Origin of the sequence: Galbibacter orientalis DSM 19592, from assembly GCF_000260115.1 — a bacterium.
In the GTDB taxonomy this organism is placed as follows: domain Bacteria; phylum Bacteroidota; class Bacteroidia; order Flavobacteriales; family Flavobacteriaceae; genus Galbibacter; species Galbibacter orientalis.
The window spans coordinates 3,899,112-3,917,000 of record NZ_JH651379.1 but is presented as its reverse complement, the minus strand read 5'-3'; the positions used below and the strand labels follow the sequence as shown (position 1 = coordinate 3,917,000).

Here is a 17,889-nt window from a genome sequence, read left to right as displayed (position 1 = left end):
AGATTTAGATTCCGATTGAACTTGATTTGATGGCCACGTCCAAACCTTTGCGCAGCTTATTGAAAACCTTTAGGGCAAGCTGTGCCTGATTGGTCGGGATGCTTGGCATTATCGGGATGCCCGTTTCCCGCATCAGTTTAAAAGCGATTGCCTTTTCGTTGGTGGGCAGTTTCATCAACGAGGCAAAATAGATTTTTGGGTTTTTAATGAAATCCTTCCGTGCCTTGTAGGTTTCCGCAAAGTTCCGCTGATAGCCAAAAGTCTTATCAAAGGTCTTTTCTGCCCGGTCAAAAAATTTATCCCTATCAAAGCCCCGTTTGACTTGCTTCCCCCTCATCTCTACTTCGGAAGCTTTGTATTTGCTCCCGGGCGAAAGACTGAACGAATTGGAAGCGTCTTTCCGGCTCACGATAATGTGGATATGGCTTTGGCTTCCGGCCTTGGGCATTCCCTGGACGATCCGTTTGCCATCCTGTTGGTGTGGCGCTTGGCGTTCCAGTTTTGCGATTTCTTTTTCTCGTTTCCTAACACTTCCTTCCATCGAACCGCTTTCAATACTTCGGATTTCATTTTTTAGGTGCAATATTTTGGCGGCAAAAGGTTGGTTTTCCCTGATCTGTTTGTCCGTTCCCTTAAAGGTTCGTTGGTGCTCAATTTTTGCATAGTATTTTATATCATTGATGGTTACCGGTCGCCCATTGATTTCCCGGTTGAACGATTGCACATAATCTTTCATCAACTCACGGGTGTATTTTTTTAAGTCTTCGCTGCTGTTCTGTAACCGGTTCAATTCATACTTCGACGGACTGACCGTAATCGAATAGAATTTCGGTTCTTTCTTTTTTAATTTTGCACCATTTCCATCAATATCTTTTACCACTTCTTCCGCTGAAAATTCATCGCCATATTGATTGAAAAAGTGCTCCATTTCTTCCTGCTCCAGACCTTGGTTTTCCTTTTCCAGATAGCCCACAAAATCGGCCGAACTTTGGGAATAGTTCCCGCCCAGTTTTTGAGGTGTGATCGTGATATACATAGCTCAAAAATTTACAGTTCGTTGTTGTGGTTTTGTTTTTCTTGAAATTTTACTTTCGGCTTTTCTTCCACAAATTTCTTCTCTAAAATCAGGGGTTTCTTTTTGGGTTCTTCGCTCTGAAAAAGGGATTCGATCATTGCCGCGGTGGGTTTGGTCTGGGTCTTTTCCATATCCCTCATTATGGCGATTACCGCATTGATCCGTTTCTTTAAATTGGCCTCGATCGTCCTCCCGGTCGGACCCAGTTTTTCCCGTGGCGAGATTTCGTTGTAGAAGAAAAAATCGAGCATCGTGGCCATTGCCTCGGTGTGCGATTTGAAGTGAGTTCTTGAAAATTGCTGGAAACGCTTGGCGGTTTCCTTTTTGAACCTAATGCCGATAAATGAGTCCATAATTCGCCGATTTGTCGCAAATCCTTCCCTAAAAATGGGCGCTTACAGGGCATTTGTCGCAAATTGTAGAAATTCAAATAATCAATTGATTTTTAAGTGTTTAAAAATCAGATGATTAACAAGGAATAGGAGTGCTTAACATCGCATCGCGTGTTACCCTCTTGCTACTCCTTTTCGTCCCGCCCAGCGGGACAAAAATTTCGTACAATTTGGCTAAATGCCAATTGCCAATTTCAGGGAAAAGATTTCCCGTTATGTAATTTTTCGATGGGCAGGGTTATCGGCGAAAGTCAAAAAATGGATACCCCTGCGTAAAATTGAATGCTGAATTTCAGCAAAATAAAGATAAGGCTTTTTATTGAATTGATGCCAACAGAATGAAAAAAGACCCTTGAAATTCCAAAGGTCTTTCCGTTCTTATTTAGCAGATTTCAGATATTGAACACATAGGTATAACTGTACAGATTCCGTAGTGCTTCCTCTTCGATCATCACCTCAAAATTGGTGCAATGTTCCTTTGCGTAATTTCGGATATCATCGCCAAATTTTTGCTCAACGTCCTTTTTTGAACTTTCCAAAAGGCGTTCTTGGGCTTCCCCGTTCAGATCTGAAAAATTTAAGTAGATCATAATTTTTAGGTTTTTGAACGGGTTAATATTCGCTTGGTAACATCAACGTATTATCCACAAAAAATAACCGCAGTTCATCAAGTGGAAAATCCGTTATCCAATAACCGTGTTTTCCAAAAATGTTCCCGTTTCCATCGCTGTACGTAATCTCGGCTTCATACCCAGAATAATCCTGTTTATCCTTGGGCAACCGTTTAAAGTCGATGGTTACAAAATAGCTTTTGTCCATCAAGGTTTTGGCAAATGCAGATGTATCGGTTATCAGCCAAAAGCATTCCGCAGCTTCCGCCAAATATTTTAGTCCGTTGGTGTATCGGGTTCTTAATAATGGGATTTGAAACACGGTTTCCGAACCGTGAAAATGTTGTAATCCCGCTTTGATTTCGTTAACTTGTGCTTTCATTTTGATTTCTATTTATGGAGTTAATAATGAAAAGAGGGCGCAACTTTAGACGGAAACACCCTCTTTGATTTTAGGTTAATCGGCTGAATTATTGCCGTTCTTAGTTCCCAACAATAGGATTTCGTTGGCTTCCACTTCGGTAACATATCTTTTGATACCGTCCTTATCCTCGTAGCTTCGGGATTTCAATTTTCCCGTTACCCCGATTTCTTTGCCCTTTCCGGCATATTTCTCGATGATTTCGGCAGTTTTGCCCCAGGCTACAATGGTGTGCCATTCGGTACTTTGGACTTTTTCGCCTTTGGCATCTTTGTAATACTCATTCGTGGCGAGTGAAAGACGGGCAACCTTTTTACCGCTTTCAAGGTTGGTGATTTGTGGCTCTTGGCCAACGTTTCCGATTAACTGTACGTGATTTTTTAAAGTACTCATAATAAAAGAATTAAAGATTAACTAAAATGCTACCCGAACCATTCAGATAGTTTGCGTTTATATTTTTTTGAAGTGATTTACTTATTATATCCAGAGCGTTTTCCTTTTTTTGTTTTTTTAGTCCCGCTTCCTTTTTGATGTTTTTGTAAGATTTCATAATAATTCAGTTTAGATTTACTTCCCATAGAGCCGTCCGCTGTTACCTTTTTTTGTTGCTGATACATTTTCAATAGTTGGAATTAATAAGGAGTTATAAAAGGGAGGCACGACCGGTTATGCACTCCGTTTAACTTCCAAATATTGGTATTTTGCTTACAAAAAAAGGGTAGGGACAGCGGTGGCTCGGGAGTAGGTCTAAATGCCTTTTGTGAAGTATGGAAACATAGGAAGCGGGACTAAATGATAAATGGAATTCCTATCAAGCGGACTTAACTTTAAAGATGTAGATTGGGAATGAAGTGTCCCTGCCGTTTTTCAGGCAGGGTTAACGCAATGGAAATCGGAATCTTTAGAGTTGTGTCCAAGACCTTTGAAGGGAAGCTCTTTGCCCGGAATGCAGCCTTTCGCGAAATGCAACGGCAATGTGCTGACCGGCTTATGAAAACGGATTATCCTCTTGAAGTAGGATTTAAAGCGGACTTGACTTCAAAGCTGTAGATGGGAATGGAGCTTGGCCACTTCCCGGTTTTTCTCGGGAATGAGCGGGCAAGTGGAATGGAAATCGGAAGCTTTGGAGTTGTGTCCAAGACCTTTGTAATGAAGCGCTTTTCACGGAATGGAGCTTTTTCTGCGGAATGCAGGGGAATGGGCTGAGTGGGATTGCAAAGCCAACTTTCAAAACAAATTCTTTTCCTGAGAACAGGAAAAAATCCAGTTTAAGGTACTGGATAAACCTTTAATGACATTAAGCCATTTCATAGACAGCATCGAACAGTTTTTTGTCCAGCCGTTCCTGTTGCGAGAAGCTTTTCTTCAATGTATTGTGAAGCATTTGATTAAAAGCATTATAGCCTATCCATAAATTGGGGACTTCATTGAGCAGCAGGGCTTCATTATCCAGAATTTCAAGGACTTCACGGGATTTCTTTGAAGGATCATTGTTCTTATCACTACATTCGTACCGGAACAATTTTGTCCTTTCCAGAATTTCCTTCACAAATTCTTTGGTGTCGATGATCTTGAATTCCCTCATCCTGTCTAATTTCTTGGTAATTGTGTAAAATTCATTATCCAAGAACTTATCGAACAGATTGCTTAACCTTGGCATTATCAGGTCGGTATTGTTCTTACTATGTTTGATGGAGAACTCAATTTCCGCCTGTGAAACGTGCAGGCCATTGGAGCATACCTGCCGATAAAAGCCAAAATGGCCGGAAGTTTTTTCGCTCCCATCATAGGAATTCTTGAACCGCAGCATTGGCAGTATCAGGTCTTTTTCGTTCTTTACCGAGAATTGGCTGTTGTCATCGATGATAAAGTCGGTTATGAATGACCGGTCATCCCTATTGATCGTGCGCTTCTGATAGTTCAGCTCGGCATCGGTCAACATTTCTTCGGCTTTTTTGAAGAACAGTTCGTTCGGTACGTGGCCATAGCAGTTCGATACCACATTGACAATTTTGCCATTCGAGATAATGACATTTTCAAGCCCCCTTCGAGATTCCATCTGTGTCAGGCTTTTCAAAGACTTCATTTCTGATGGAACGAAGATTTCATCTTGCTGTAAATTTGATAAATACATAACATTTGATTTTGGTTAAACAATTAATAGTTAAGTAGAACCAAACGGAAGATAAAATCTCGGCTCAAAAGGAAACGGAATAAATAGCGAGCGTTGGAGCGGCTTTATGCCGTAAGCTTTTGATGGGAGTATTTTACGGGTTTACCTTTGCGTTGATATTGATTGAATACCCTCCCCTTAAAGCAGACTTGACTTCAAAGTTATAGATGGGAATGGGTTTTGACCGCTTCCCGTTTTTCTTGGGAATGAGCGCGCAAGTGGAATGGAAATCGGAAACTTTAGAGATGTTTTCAAGACCTTTTTAATGAAGCGCTTTTCCCGGAATGGAGCTCTTCGGCTTTGCTCAGGACAGGCTTTTTTCTGCGGAATGCAAGGCAATGGCTGAATGTAAATAGTATCTCAATTAATAGAAATTAGATAGCTTTGGATAAATAAAGTACAGCAAAGGTAAGGACAACCATAGTTAAAATCCATAAGATTACATAAACGCTTATTCTTGTATTGAAATATGATATTTCATCATCAAATTCAGAGTCATTTTTTAAAATTCGCTCAATGTCTGATTTTTCCATTATATCAAGGTTTTTTGCCTTAACATTTTGATAGTGTTTTTTTATTCGATCCCTCATCGTGATAACCGACCAAATTGTGTAAATAAGATATATTATGGATATTCCTATAAAAGCGAAGAAAAGCACAGTAGTATCTTTGGTGAAAATCTGTTCAAAATCCTTTTTAATTAGGGTTCTAATTACGTAAACAGACATAAAAAAGGATATATAGAGAAAATTACTTTTTTGATAATTTGTTCTCAATTCTTGAAGGCTATTTCTTATTTCTTTTAAAATATCTGCTAATTCATCATTTATTTTTGATCTAACTTTAAGGTATTGTGATACATTTTCTTTGAGATAAATTTTGTGTCCAGAAAGAATAGAACTAAATACTGAATCATTTAAAACTATGTTATTTGGGGTAATATGAAGGGATATAATATTTTTCGATATGCCTAGTTTATCAGCAATATTGGCACTATCATCAAAAATCCAGTTATTAATTTTTGAATATATGTCGTAGTTTTTTGTTAGATCCTTGACAGGTAACTTTCCTTGAAAAAATTTATAACCTTTTAACTTGTAAAATAAAATATTCCCCTGCAAATAGGTAACATCAAAAAGGCTCGTAATTGAAAACAAATTACTCAAATTTGTGAGACGAGATGGTAAAAAAAGACAGCTCAAATTATGATCTAAAACTTTAAAGTCACTTCCTATGTAGGGATATTCATTATTTTGATCAAAATTTGAATATTCAGGATATGTTTTAAAATTTTTGTTTACAAAGGTTGAATCATTTACTCTTACACGCTTTGAATACAAATGAGTCTGTTTATTTTCAATCATATTAAAATTGACAAAACCATTTCTTTTTATATCATTAGAAATTGTCTTTAACAGTTCAATCGCCGATCTAGATTCAACCCACTCGTTGAAAGATTTTTCACAATATACATTTCTATTAAACTCCTTTGAATCTTTGTAAATTTCTAATTTTATGGATAATTTATCATCTTGAAGAAGTTGAATCGCGTTATACTCACTAACAAAATTTTGATCTATAGAATTCGAACAGGTCAATAAATTTTCATCGTCATTTAGCGTAATTCTCAAGCTCCATTCATCAGAAATATTATTAAAAAAGTTGTTTAAATTCCCTTCACTTCTTAATGATGTTTTTTTCCTGACAATTCCTGAAATAATGGTCTTTTCATAGCGATCATTACAAATAAGATCGTCTCCATTTGAAAAAATAAAACCTACTATTTCTGAAATGCTATTCATCTTCACTTCTCAAAAACTCTTTATAAACATCTTCATTTTCTGTTAAAATCTGCAAATACATTTGTCCACTACTGGTTTTACCAGAGCGTAATGTTTTTCTGAAATGAGGAACGTCTGTCTTTAGGTATAGATCAATTGCATCAGATACTTTGACCCTAGTTGACATTCTTTTTTTAATGTGCTTTTTTGAAATATCGAATGATCTATCGAAGCCTAAACTAGATGGTAAGGATCTAATTTTAGCAACTAAGGGATCAATTTTTAAATTTTCATCTTCAGGTTCATAATTTGAGAAAAGAGTTTCTATAAAATCTTCTATTTCAAATATATCCTTCCTACGATAGTAACCAACGAAGCTGTTTCTGAGAATGCGATAATCAGCTGGATGTTTCTTTTTAATCCCGCTAAAAACACGGGTGTCAAAAAAATCCATAGATTTTTCTGTATTAAAAGCATCTGTATGTTTAGCTTCAAGCTCTAAAAATTCTCTCCACCAATATTTAGATAAGTTAGCATCGAGGACATCAACTTCATCAGCAACAATTCCATCTTTCAAATGTATCAAAGCTGCTTTAAAAATCTTTTTATCCCAAGGTAATCCACTACGAATCGTAAGGGAATTTTCATCAAGAAATTCATTATGATCGGCTTTACAAATAATAATATTTTCCTTTCCGTCTATTTCAACATATGCTTGGAACAAACTACCTTTTAAAATATCAACTTTTAATTTTTTATTGTCGAGTTGTTGTTGAGCATCTTTTTCTTTATTTAAGAGCCGTTGAGCAGCCAAATTAATTGATTTTTTTCGGTCGTTATCTGTAACAATATCATCCAGGACATTTCTTACTTCTGATTTTGAACTAGAAAATATATACTGTCTTTTTCTAGGGCTTTCCGTTATTTCCTTAAAAAGCTTGTCAGTATATTCCTTTAAGGAGTCGCTATGTGTAATGTTAATATCTCTTATTGAAGAGTCTCTATGATTTATATGATTAAGGGACGCATATTTAATAGTCATATATCAAAAATTTTGTTAAAGATATTAATATTACGGGAGATCAATTCTTTTCTTTAAAATTTATCTCTACAATTACATATAGGCATTCACTTTCACCAATGGTATTTTACGAATTTGCGATTGGTTATTTTAACAAACTTGACTATTTATGTCATTAAAAAACCTACTCCTGGGGAGTAGGCTTCCTGTTTAAAGGGTTTGAAGTTAACTTAGAGCTCAAATTGTAAAAACTGTTCCTCAATTTCGGACTTTCGTTCCTCCAAAGTGGACTGCAAGTGTGTTGTGACCAATTTGATAAGATTCGTATTGGTCGTTTTAAACTCCAAATTGTGGGAGTCCCGGATGTAAAATGAAGCTGAATCCCCTTGGTTGTAGTTGAACTTCGTCAATTCGTTCAAGGTTTGGGTCAACCGTTCCCGTTGGGTGGCCAATCCCCTCAATTTTTCAAAATTTTGGATCCGGTTATCCAAACTGATGGTAGCTTTTTTGGGTACTACCGTTCTTTCTGTTGAACCAGCTTTTCCAATGGCTTCATTGGTAAGCTTTTTCTGTACTTCTTTTTTAACGGATGCATTATCCTTGTTTGCAGTTCCGTTTTGTTTTACTGTTGTTGCCATAATTAAAATTTTTAGTTAAACATTATTTTAAATCGTTTTGGCAGCTTGTAAGGCAACGAGCAATACCAAAACAGGGCATTAACAGCCACGGAAAGGAAAGGGCAAGGTATGAGCGGTTATTTTTCGCAGAAAAATGTTCGGCATCCCGAAGGGCCCGGCCTTGACCCAGCGGCGGAAGGTGGCTACATTTGCCCCCGGTTTGGTTTTGGTTGCCTCAGCTGACCGACACAAAAAATGACTTAACGCAGAAATTTAAGGCTCCATAAAAACCAAAATTTGCAAAGGATTTGACGAGAATAAATAAGGGTGCCGACTGGATTAGAACCTAAAAGTTGTTTTCAAAACCGAATTATTGATAATGCACCCTTGTTTCAGCCTTGTCCGTGGTGTTTAATTTACTGCGTAACGAACGCATATCCGTTGACACTTTTTGTTCGATGACCCTGGCATATATTTGCGTTGTCGAAAGCTTCGTATGCCCCAGCAATTTTGAAACGGTCTCAATGGGCACGCCATTGGAAAGGGTCACGGTAGTTGCAAACGTATGTCTTGCCGCGTGAAACGTAAGCTTTTTATTGATTTTTAGGATAGCAGCTACTTCCTTCAAATATTTATTGATTTTCTGATTAGAAAATACCGGTAGCAGTTTTTCTTGCTTGCTTTTAGGATCTTGGTCATATTTTTTCAAGATGTCAAGGGCTTTGTCCAAAAGCGGGATTTTTACCGCTTCATCGTTCTTTTCCCTTTTTGTAAATATCCAGTAATCCCCATCGATGCCTCTTACAATATGGTCGTCGCAAAGCAATTTCACGTCGATATAGGATAATCCTGTATAACAGGCAAAAACAAAAACGTCCCTCGTTTTCTGGTGCATCCCTTTTGAAAGCTGACCGGACTCCAAAATTTCAAGTTCAGATTGCGATAAAAATGCCCGTTGATGTTTTGTGAACTTTAGCGAAAACCTTACAAAAGGGTCTTTCTCGATCCATTCCAACCGAAGGGCAAGGTTCATCATCTTTTTCAAGCGTTCCAAATGTTTCATAACCCCATTGTTCTTTAGGGGCTGGGAACGGTTTATAGATTTTCCGTTACGCAGGAACTGTTCAAAATCAATGATGAATTTATAGGACAATTGTTTCAGGAAAATGTCATTGGTCTTTAGTTTGTGCTTCAGATACCGTTTGATATAGCGTTCCGTAGTAAAGTAATTTTTCAAGGTGCCAGGTTTGAGCACCGAAACCATATTCTTATTGTGATAGGAAACCAGTTGAAGCAGCGTTTTGTGCTGTTCATCTTCCCCAAGATATCGGGCTTTGATGGCCTGGGCGGTAACGTATTTGGATTCGCCCAGAAGCTGTTTGTGGCATTCCAATAAATCAGAGTACACCTGGTCGAGGTAAACGTTTAAGGACTTTCCATCGGAAGTCCTTAGCGTTGACCTCTTGGAACGGGTATCCCAATAGGTAACCGATGTAGATCGTTTTAAACTGATTTCGGCACGTTTTCCATCGACCGTGATACGGGCATAAATGGGTGCAAAATCATCTTTTTTCTTGGCCATACTTAGCCAAAAATGAATGGTAAAAGTCTTGGAAGTCTGCATAAACTCTCGCTTTAAGTGAATAATCGATTTGTTTACGAAAGTCAAATCGCTGCGAAAGTCAAGTCTATTGAATTACCAATGTAGTGAAAATTCTGGTAACAATTTAGCTAACCGAATAGGTAACCTTTGAATTGATATTAAAGCCAATCTTATGATTTCAAGAAAAATGAAAATCCTTGATTTTCATAAGATTAGCTATATTTTGGTGTCTATTGACACCGTAATTGTCGGGGTGGCAGAACGCTTTTAAAACGCTGAAAACCCCAGTATTTGTATGGTTTCACGCAGTTCTAGTTTTTTGAACTCACGATTAACTCACAATTTAAATAGAACGTATTGGTGCAGTTTGATATTCTGACCTAATCAAATATACAAATAATTAGATTATGAATCCTGTCTAATTTATTGAGGAAGTAAAAGATCCGACTCCAAAAAAATCAAAGATTTTGCATCGAATCTGGTCAATCCGGAAAGTTTAGAACAAAAACCAATTTACTTTTTTCATCTGGAGCATTTTCCTTTTGCCGGCGAAAAGAAAAAATAGTGAGATCAGGATGAAATGGTTTATTCTCAATTTTATTTACTTCTTCCAGCGCCATCGCATTACCTTTTGATGCTACTTCATTCAGTTTTAAAATTATAGAGGAGCTATAAATAGCAAAGCGGTTTATGCGCTCCGGTTAATTTTTAAGCTTGATTTTTGCATCGAAAGGTAAGGTGATGTAGGAAGGATTTTTAAATAATTCTGAAAACCTGATCGGTGAATTTTAGTTACCGCCTAGCGGACTTGAGTCAAAAAGCTTTTTCGATCGTATTCTTTTAATATTTTAAGCTTTTTGGCTCGTGTCTAAGACAAATTGTAATAAACCTCTTTTGCTGAAATGGAGCTTTTGCGAAGTGGAGGTAAAAGTGGTAAGTGGGTTTGAATTTCAGTTTTCCGTGAAATTTGTCGCAAAAAACCACCTATTTACGGGGGTTGCGAGTGCATTTGTCGCAAAATACGTGAAAAATGATAGGATTTAAATTCGTAATTTATTGAATTTCAATGTATTAATGATCTGTAACATCGCTTCGCGTGTTACCCTCTTGCTATTCCCCCTTAGTTTTACGAACACACTTATTTAGGAATTATATATATGTTAGTGAGTTTCTGTAATTGTTAACTTTCTATCGGGGAATACTTCCCCATAATAATAAACTGTGACCGAACTGATAGGAACGAATTATACGCTATTCAAAGCTTCGGGCTGATACTTATTTGATAAAAGCCCTTGTTAGTTATCTCCGGAACGGCATCAGATGGAAAATCAGGTTTTAAGACCTTTTAATTTAATAGGAGTTCAACATCCTTTTCGTTAAAGAAAATTTCAACATTTTAAAGGGTAATCGTATATAGACATATAATTATCCTTTTCTTTTAAAGATAACGAAAATTTCGCCTGGGTTACTCATAGGTCTATTTTATTCAAGGGATTATTAAAAAGCTCACATAAAGTTTTATTTCGGCAAGTTCCAGACAGGACATCCACCTCTTGGCAATGGTTAGAGGAAATTCAGAATAAATAGAAAAATTACAGTATACGAGAACCGTAGGTATTTTTACGTGGAAAGAGGTAACGGAAATTAATCCCGTGTCTCCTCTCTCATTCATTTAAAATACCTCGCTAAATTAAAAATGAATTTAATTATTCATTTTTGCTCACCACCCCGGTCTGGTTAAGAGCCGTTTTCAGACCGTGGGCGAGTTTCTCGGCTGGGCCCACACCCCAATAATGTAAAAAGAATATTCTTGGTTCTTCATACACCATGTGATTATGTACTGCCACTACTTCAATACCGTTTTCTACAAGGGCTTTTATAACAGGGGCAATTTCATCGGCAAGCATGGTGAAATCTCCTGCAACAGCAGCTTTTTCTGGAGTCCCCTGCCAGCTGGCCCAGGTATTAAATCCCATAAAAGTACTAACAGGAGCTCCGTGCTCCCTAAGATCAACATCTGGCCTCCCTATTGTAATCTTATAAACTCCATTGTTAAGATTACCTGAATGTCCTATAATATTATCTATTCTATCAGTATCCAGCGTATTCTCGACTTCACTAGGTTCGGAAGCTGCAGGATTCCCACCACGCACTTCCACAACCTTATCGAATAAAGCTTTTACTTTTTCTGCAAGTACTCCTTCTTCACCCATACCTCCAATATGCATGTACATGACATTGGGATTATTCCTCACAAAATGATTATGGATGGCGGTAATAGTCAATCCCTGTCTTATTACTTCCTGTTGTACCGGCCACAAATCATCTTCAGTCACCACTATATCGCCCATGACCATTGCTCCCTCTTTAATCGCAGAAAATGCTGCCCAGCTGCCTAGTCCCATCGGGGGGATGATTTTAAAACCATCAACCATTATCTCTAGATCATTTTGGGGAACTACTACTTTATATTCCCCATTGTTTTCCGTGCCCTTAATGCCAATAACCTCCCGGATAGCTGTAATATTCAGGGGATGCCGTTCCATATCTTCCTGTTGTTCTATCTCCTTTTGTTTTTCAGAAGATGGGCGAGAACTGTCAGCATTCTCTTTTTTACCGTCATGGCCATTGCACGAAAGCAATAAAAAAACTGTTGAAATCAATACGTATTTACTTTTCATAATATGTTTGTTTTATTATTTAAATTCTTCTAATCAATCTAATGTTTTTATACTGAAATCATCAAAGTAAGTTACAGCATCTTCTTTGGTCCATAAACCCACCTTACCAGCTTTAGTGAGGGTGGTATCTTTAACTTTAAATACTCCTTATTGTTCAAATAAATGGTAAATCATCACTTTTAATATTAATTCCAGGCTCTTCCAGTTATCACCTAGAGCGGCAACATCTAAGCCATAGGTTTTTCCTTTTCCTACAAGGGGCAAATCTCTGCGTTAGCCATCTTCTACTTTGTACACACCACGTTATCCTCGAGTGGATTTGCCCGTACTACATAATAATTGTTTTATCCATAAACCGCCGCCCTTGTCGTGATTGCCGGTTACACCTTTTAAACATACCGTAAGTGCCATATCCTTTGTTATCATGCTGTTATCGACAATAGGGTTACAGCACATAATCAACCTAATTCCTTAAATATGAAGAAATAGATGATACCTGATAAAACACTGATCAGGATAGTTTTCAACATATCCCATTTCAAAATGAAATATACAAAAGAGGCTATTAGAGCAATAATTAATGATCCAATATTAACTGTGCTCCATTCGGGAATCAACCACCTTGCTCCGTACAGATATTTTTCGTTAACCTCAGAGAAAAGGGTGTGGATTGCAAACCAGACACCCAGATTAAGTACAACCCCTACTACGGCAGCTGTAATTCCTGATAGTGCAGTGGTTAAACTTTTATTGCCCCGTAGGTATTCTATATAAGGAGCGCCTGTAAAAATGAATAGAAAGCAAGGTACAAAGGTAACCCAGGTAACCATCAGGGAAGCTAAAATTCCAGCTGTTAGAGGATCGAGAGAGCCGCTTAATCTATAGGCCCCCATGAAGCCTACGAACTGTACCACCTGTATCAGCGGACCCGGCGTAGTTTCGGCCATACCCAGTCCATCCAACATTTCACCGGATTGTAACCAGCCATAATCTTCAACCGCTTTTTGAGCGATATAGGCTAATACAGCATAAGCCCCTCCGAAAGTTAGAACGGCCGTTTTACTGAAAAATAAGCCTTCCGAGAAGAAAATGTTTTCGACCCCAATCACCAGTCCAAGGATCAATAGTGGTAAAGACCATAGCGTTAGGAAAATAAAAATAGTCTTGAATGTTTTTTTTAAAGACGGCTTTACAGGTTGTATTTTGCTGTCAATCAATGTATTTTCATTATTGTCCTTGTCTTTATGTTCTTCAGCTAATCTATGCCCTTTAATGACATGGAATTTTTCTTCCCAAAGTTTTCCGCCAATAAAACCTGTCAATCCCGCTGCTATTATTATATAAGGAAAATCTACCTCAAAGAAAAATATAGCTATAAAGGCCAAAGCCGCCAAAACAAACATGAGCTCATTTTTGATGGCCTTTTTACCTATTTTAATGACGGCTCCAACAACTATGGCTAAGACGGCAGGTTTAATACCGAAGAATATAGCTTCGACAATACCAACATCTCTGTAAGCAGCGTAAAGAATACTGAGAATTAGTATTGAAACAAATCCAGGTATTACAAATAAAATACCTGCAGTTACCCCCCCTTTCGTCCTATGCAGCAACCACCCAATATACGTGGCCAGCTGCTGGGCTTCCGGCCCAGGCAGCAGCATACAGTAATTGAGCGCATGTAAAAAGCGGTCCTCACTTATCCATTTTTTTTCTTCGACCAGAATTTTATGCATCACCGCAATCTGCCCGGCAGGTCCACCAAAGCTATAAATGGCTACTCTAATCCATACTTTTATGGCTTCTTTAAAGGGTAATTGCTCCATTAAACAATTTTTATGGCCTTATTATATCGTTCTGCTACATTATCCCAATTAATGATATTTAAAATCGTATCGACAAAATCCCCTCTTTTATTTTTGTGTTTCAAATAATATGCATGTTCCCACACATCAATAACCAATAACGGAATCACGCCCCACTGGGTCAGTTTCTGATGATTCTCACATTGCAAGATGGTTAGCGATCGGGAAAAGGGTTGATAACCCAAAATACCCCAGCCGCTTCCTTCTACGCCTTTAGATACTTTTGCTATATATACCTGGAGCTTTTCAAATGAGCCGAAATCTTTTTCTATCTGTTTCAATAGTTCTGCTTTGGGCTGTGTTTTTTTATTGGAAAGGTTTGTCCAGAAAATGGTATGTAGCACGTGGCTTGAAAAATGATACGCCAGTTTGCGTGTCCACAAATCAACCTGGTCTAAATCTCCTGATTTTAGGTGTTCTTTTATTTTAATCAAATCTTTGTTTGCACCTTTAACTGCTCCACCATGATGAAACTCATAGTGTAAGTGAAGGGTTTCTTCGTCCATATGTGGTTCCAAAAATGTTTTGTTGTAAGGAAGTGATTTCTGGATAAAGTTACCGTTTTTGTCGACCAACTTATCTATTCCATTTTCAGTCACATTCTGCGAAAATACATTGTTAGTAGGGAGTATGGTTGCTCCACCTAAAATTGCTGAGTTCCTTAAAAAATCTTTTCTGTCCATAATTTTTTCTTTTATATGATTAAAATGCTATTCCAACTTGAAAACCAAAAGTTACTGAAAAAGGTAAATCATTGCCGAATCTAAACGGAATGGGCGTAGCGAGGAAATAAGTTACTTTTTCCTTTTTAATTATAGGTCTAACCATAACGGCCGTTGGTATTGAATGCAAGCCTGGTTAAAAAATTAAAACCTCCAATGTTTCGGTAGATAACACCTGGGTGAAAAAGTAATCCGGTTACCCTACTCGCACGATCATTAAAAGAAATCATAGGTGCAAACTCGATACTGTAAGCTATTTTGTCGCTCTGAAGAAAATTTATACCAACTGGAAAGCCTACTGTATAACTGCCATCAAAATTAAAGTGATTCCCGTCTTTTGTTATAGTGGCAATAGGATGCATAATACTAAAATAGTTTTTTATCTTAGGATAATTTGTTTCTTTATTTTCTACCTGTGAAAAAACAATTTTAGGGGTTAAAAAGGATAAAAGCAAAATAAGAATGATTTGGTTCCCGGCTCTGTTCATTATAGTTTCATGATTTTATTAAATGCAAGTATATGAATGGAATCTGTAGAAATTTGGGAAGCTGATTGGTTACCCGAAATTCACTTCAAAAATGTGCAATCCTTCTTCTTTATAATAATGAAGTCCCCATCCACTCGTTTCAGCTACCTTTAGAGCAATGGCTAATCCCAACCCCCAAGTATTGGGATTCCTGGATTGTTTGTAAAAACGGTTGAACAATTTATCCTTCTCAAATACTTTTCCTATTTCTTGCTTTTGCCCGGTATTGGCAATAATGAGCTTGTTTTCCATTATTTGAACGCTTACCATTCCATTCTCAATATTATGCAGAAAGGCGTTTTTAAGTAGGTTCTGTATCAGTATCTCCGTAAGCATAATATTTCCCTGCACTTTCAAACTATCTCGTGTTTCGGCTTTCACCGATATATTCAAGGCGGCTTTATGTTCTTCATAAAATTCCATGGATCGGCATAAAATTGTTTGAATATCAACCTGTTCCGAAAGGATAAACTGCCGGTTTTCGATTTTAGATAAGAGCAACAGAGTTTTACTCAGTTTTTTTAAGCGTTGTGTTGAACCGATAATGCCTTCAATAATTTCCGCCTGCTTCTTTGAAAGTTCAGCCTGCCCAATGAGTGCTTCCAGCCTTGACTGGATAATGGACAAGGGCGTTTGCATTTCATGTGAAGCGTTTTCAATAAATTGCTTTTGGCTTTGAAAGACTTCAGTATTTTTTCGGACCAGCTCATTCACAGCTTCATTCAGCATCCGGAACTCATCAATATTTGTAGATGGTAATTCGGGCATTTTCTCTTTATCAAAGCGCAAGAGCCGGAGCCTTTCGAGCATTTCAAAAAACGATTTCCATATTTTTTTGGAGATAATACGTTGGGTTAAGTAAAAAGAAAGCGCCAAGCCCATAAATAGGCTGCCGAGTGTAATGGCAATGGTACCTATCATTTCTCCCGCTTCCAGATGTGGCTTTATAATTTCCAGCCGGTAGTTATTATTGTGTAATTTCACATAAGCTGTAAGCTTTCGGTACTCATCAAACTCATCATCAACAGGCTCATAAATAAGAGTGTCAGTGTAGCTTTCATAGCTTTCCTGAAACACCTTCTTTTCAACAGGAAAAAAGGTAAAATCGTCTAGTGGGTTATCCTCTTTAAAAGGAGCTTCAGGATTTTCTTCTAGATAAGCTAGCAAGTTGACTTTGCGGTTGTTCAACACTTCATCTACATTTTGAAGTACATTCCAGCTAAGTACCAAATAAAACAATATCGAAAAAATCCCGAACAAGACGAGGAAATACAGCATTTGAAGGCGGGATGTGTAGGTAAGCAGCTTCATAAAGCCTGAATTTGATAACCTACCCCATAGATGTTATTTATTTCTACTTGTGCCCCGGCATCTTTCAGCTTTCGTTTGAGGTTCTTAATCTGAGAAAACAAAAAATCAAAACTCTGGGCCTCATCTACATAATCACCCCATACGTACTCTGCGAGCGCCATTTTAGAAATAATACGTTTATTATTGTTAATGAGGTGGATGAGTATAGCATATTCTTTTTTAGTAAATGAGATTGGCGTAGAAAAGTTATCTATTCTCACTAGGTATTGGCCTAGATCTATTACCATATTGGCAAAGCGGATAGGCTTATTGGTTTTAAACTGTTTCCTACGAATGACGGCTTTTATCCGGGCATTAAGTTCTGAAAAATAAAATGGTTTTATCAGGTAATCATCAGCTCCTAATTCGAGGCCAGTTAACTTATCATCTAGGGAATCTCTTGCAGAAAGAATAATAACACCATCAGTCTTATCTTCTTTTTTAAGAATTTCAAGAATTTCGAACCCACTGCCATCCGGTAAATTAATGTCTAGAATTAGACAGTCATAATCGTATAAATAAACACGTTCTTGGGCTGTTTGAAAGTTGCCTGCCGAATCATATAAATAGCCTTCTTTGGCCGCGAAATCCTCAAGGCTTTTTAACAGGTACGGTTCATCTTCTACAATCAGTAATTTCATAATAAATACAAATTAAGAAATTAATTCTGTAGAAATACTGGCTGAGCAATATCTTCTTCGCTTCAGTTCGATCTCAAAATCCATTGGCAAATAAAAAAATATGATCGGCAACCAAAACAATAACAGCTGAATCAAAGCCCCCAAAGTTTCTCAGTATAACGGACAAAAGTTTTTTAAAAGATAAATTTGGATTGGTGATAAATTTATGACCAAATACTTTGCTCTCAACGGCTTCCGGTAAATAGAAGCTAAAATGGAAAAAACAAAGGATTTTAAGGATATCAAATAGGTTAATTTTTATTAATAGGTTGATCAAAATTCCTAGACCTGAAATGATCCACCCAGTTTCGAAGAAATTCTGCGACAAATAAAGATATAAGCTATTTTAGAAGTAGTTTCTACTTTCTTC

Annotated in this window: 18 protein-coding genes; all 18 read right to left on the bottom strand. The window is 37.4% G+C overall.

From position 1 onward, the window contains the following. Positions 1–4 precede the first annotated feature (4 nt). A complete protein-coding gene (mobB, locus tag JOOMADRAFT_RS17010; RefSeq protein ID WP_008615567.1) occupies positions 5–1,036 on the bottom strand; it encodes a MobB family relaxase in 1,032 nt (343 codons plus the stop codon). An 11-nt stretch (positions 1,037–1,047) separates the two neighbouring features. Continuing rightward, on the bottom strand, positions 1,048–1,428 hold the full coding sequence (locus JOOMADRAFT_RS17005) for a BfmA/BtgA family mobilization protein (protein ID WP_008615566.1): 381 nt from the start codon (positions 1,426–1,428) through the stop codon (positions 1,048–1,050). Between the two features lie 431 nt (positions 1,429–1,859). Then, positions 1,860–2,057 (bottom strand): hypothetical protein, encoded by a 198-nt coding sequence (locus JOOMADRAFT_RS20565; RefSeq protein ID WP_008615565.1) that lies wholly within the window; start codon positions 2,055–2,057, stop codon positions 1,860–1,862. 22 nt (positions 2,058–2,079) lie between these two features. Continuing rightward, positions 2,080–2,460, bottom strand: a complete 381-nt coding sequence (locus JOOMADRAFT_RS17000) for a DUF6876 family protein (protein WP_008615564.1) — start codon at positions 2,458–2,460, stop codon at positions 2,080–2,082. A gap of 75 nt (positions 2,461–2,535) precedes the next feature. Further along, positions 2,536–2,892, bottom strand: coding sequence for a single-stranded DNA-binding protein (locus JOOMADRAFT_RS16995; RefSeq protein WP_008615563.1), 357 nt, complete (start codon positions 2,890–2,892; stop codon positions 2,536–2,538). A 77-nt stretch (positions 2,893–2,969) separates the two neighbouring features. Then, the gene (locus JOOMADRAFT_RS20365; RefSeq protein ID WP_008615562.1) at positions 2,970–3,116 is read right to left on the bottom strand and encodes a hypothetical protein; all 147 of its coding nucleotides are present in this window, start codon (positions 3,114–3,116) and stop codon (positions 2,970–2,972) included. Between the two features lie 680 nt (positions 3,117–3,796). Next, positions 3,797–4,633, bottom strand: a complete 837-nt coding sequence (locus JOOMADRAFT_RS16990) for a DUF932 domain-containing protein (RefSeq protein WP_008615560.1) — start codon at positions 4,631–4,633, stop codon at positions 3,797–3,799. Between the two features lie 413 nt (positions 4,634–5,046). Continuing rightward, entirely contained in the window at positions 5,047–6,474 is a 1,428-nt protein-coding gene (locus JOOMADRAFT_RS16985; protein ID WP_008615558.1) for a hypothetical protein, read from the bottom strand. Continuing rightward, positions 6,467–7,495, bottom strand: a complete 1,029-nt coding sequence (locus JOOMADRAFT_RS16980) for a nucleoid-associated protein (RefSeq protein ID WP_008615557.1) — start codon at positions 7,493–7,495, stop codon at positions 6,467–6,469. Before JOOMADRAFT_RS16980 ends, JOOMADRAFT_RS16985 begins: the two co-directional genes overlap by 8 nt. A gap of 209 nt (positions 7,496–7,704) precedes the next feature. After that, positions 7,705–8,112, bottom strand: coding sequence for a hypothetical protein (locus JOOMADRAFT_RS16975; RefSeq protein ID WP_008615555.1), 408 nt, complete (start codon positions 8,110–8,112; stop codon positions 7,705–7,707). A gap of 349 nt (positions 8,113–8,461) precedes the next feature. Then, entirely contained in the window at positions 8,462–9,715 is a 1,254-nt protein-coding gene (locus JOOMADRAFT_RS16970) for a site-specific integrase (protein WP_008615553.1), read from the bottom strand. A gap of 461 nt (positions 9,716–10,176) precedes the next feature. After that, a complete protein-coding gene (locus JOOMADRAFT_RS20360; RefSeq protein WP_008615551.1) occupies positions 10,177–10,314 on the bottom strand; it encodes a hypothetical protein in 138 nt (45 codons plus the stop codon). 1,086 nt (positions 10,315–11,400) lie between these two features. Continuing rightward, positions 11,401–12,375, bottom strand: coding sequence for a DUF1259 domain-containing protein (locus JOOMADRAFT_RS16960; RefSeq protein ID WP_008615549.1), 975 nt, complete (start codon positions 12,373–12,375; stop codon positions 11,401–11,403). A 458-nt stretch (positions 12,376–12,833) separates the two neighbouring features. Then, positions 12,834–14,201 (bottom strand): chromate efflux transporter, encoded by a 1,368-nt coding sequence (gene chrA, locus JOOMADRAFT_RS16955; RefSeq protein WP_008615548.1) that lies wholly within the window; start codon positions 14,199–14,201, stop codon positions 12,834–12,836. Continuing rightward, positions 14,201–14,923 (bottom strand): superoxide dismutase, encoded by a 723-nt coding sequence (locus JOOMADRAFT_RS16950; protein ID WP_008615545.1) that lies wholly within the window; start codon positions 14,921–14,923, stop codon positions 14,201–14,203. The genes chrA and JOOMADRAFT_RS16950 overlap by 1 nt, the downstream gene beginning before the upstream one ends. Before the next feature lie 137 nt (positions 14,924–15,060). Next, positions 15,061–15,450, bottom strand: coding sequence for a hypothetical protein (locus JOOMADRAFT_RS16945; protein WP_008615543.1), 390 nt, complete (start codon positions 15,448–15,450; stop codon positions 15,061–15,063). A gap of 69 nt (positions 15,451–15,519) precedes the next feature. Next, positions 15,520–16,800, bottom strand: a complete 1,281-nt coding sequence (locus JOOMADRAFT_RS16940) for a sensor histidine kinase (protein WP_008615542.1) — start codon at positions 16,798–16,800, stop codon at positions 15,520–15,522. Continuing rightward, positions 16,797–17,480 carry a response regulator transcription factor gene (locus JOOMADRAFT_RS16935; protein ID WP_008615540.1) on the bottom strand — a complete coding sequence of 228 codons (684 nt, stop codon included), beginning with the start codon at positions 17,478–17,480 and terminating at the stop codon, positions 16,797–16,799. The genes JOOMADRAFT_RS16940 and JOOMADRAFT_RS16935 overlap by 4 nt, the downstream gene beginning before the upstream one ends. Positions 17,481–17,889 lie beyond the last annotated feature (409 nt).

Coding starts and splice junctions, on each gene's coding strand:
- JOOMADRAFT_RS16950 (WP_008615545.1), bottom strand. CDS start 14,923: ATGGACAGAAAAGATTTTTTAAGGAACTCAGCAATTTTAGGTGGAGCA.
- JOOMADRAFT_RS16990 (WP_008615560.1), bottom strand. CDS start 4,633: ATGTATTTATCAAATTTACAGCAAGATGAAATCTTCGTTCCATCAGAA.
- chrA (WP_008615548.1), bottom strand. CDS start 14,201: ATGGAGCAATTACCCTTTAAAGAAGCCATAAAAGTATGGATTAGAGTA.
- mobB (WP_008615567.1), bottom strand. CDS start 1,036: ATGTATATCACGATCACACCTCAAAAACTGGGCGGGAACTATTCCCAA.
- JOOMADRAFT_RS20365 (WP_008615562.1), bottom strand. CDS start 3,116: ATGTATCAGCAACAAAAAAAGGTAACAGCGGACGGCTCTATGGGAAGT.
- JOOMADRAFT_RS16960 (WP_008615549.1), bottom strand. CDS start 12,375: ATGAAAAGTAAATACGTATTGATTTCAACAGTTTTTTTATTGCTTTCG.
- JOOMADRAFT_RS16980 (WP_008615557.1), bottom strand. CDS start 7,495: ATGACTATTAAATATGCGTCCCTTAATCATATAAATCATAGAGACTCT.
- JOOMADRAFT_RS17000 (WP_008615564.1), bottom strand. CDS start 2,460: ATGAAAGCACAAGTTAACGAAATCAAAGCGGGATTACAACATTTTCAC.
- JOOMADRAFT_RS16975 (WP_008615555.1), bottom strand. CDS start 8,112: ATGGCAACAACAGTAAAACAAAACGGAACTGCAAACAAGGATAATGCA.
- JOOMADRAFT_RS16970 (WP_008615553.1), bottom strand. CDS start 9,715: ATGCAGACTTCCAAGACTTTTACCATTCATTTTTGGCTAAGTATGGCC.
- JOOMADRAFT_RS16995 (WP_008615563.1), bottom strand. CDS start 2,892: ATGAGTACTTTAAAAAATCACGTACAGTTAATCGGAAACGTTGGCCAA.
- JOOMADRAFT_RS16945 (WP_008615543.1), bottom strand. CDS start 15,450: ATGAACAGAGCCGGGAACCAAATCATTCTTATTTTGCTTTTATCCTTT.
- JOOMADRAFT_RS16935 (WP_008615540.1), bottom strand. CDS start 17,480: ATGAAATTACTGATTGTAGAAGATGAACCGTACCTGTTAAAAAGCCTT.
- JOOMADRAFT_RS16985 (WP_008615558.1), bottom strand. CDS start 6,474: ATGAATAGCATTTCAGAAATAGTAGGTTTTATTTTTTCAAATGGAGAC.
- JOOMADRAFT_RS20360 (WP_008615551.1), bottom strand. CDS start 10,314: ATGGCGCTGGAAGAAGTAAATAAAATTGAGAATAAACCATTTCATCCT.
- JOOMADRAFT_RS20565 (WP_008615565.1), bottom strand. CDS start 2,057: ATGATCTACTTAAATTTTTCAGATCTGAACGGGGAAGCCCAAGAACGC.
- JOOMADRAFT_RS17005 (WP_008615566.1), bottom strand. CDS start 1,428: ATGGACTCATTTATCGGCATTAGGTTCAAAAAGGAAACCGCCAAGCGT.
- JOOMADRAFT_RS16940 (WP_008615542.1), bottom strand. CDS start 16,800: ATGAAGCTGCTTACCTACACATCCCGCCTTCAAATGCTGTATTTCCTC.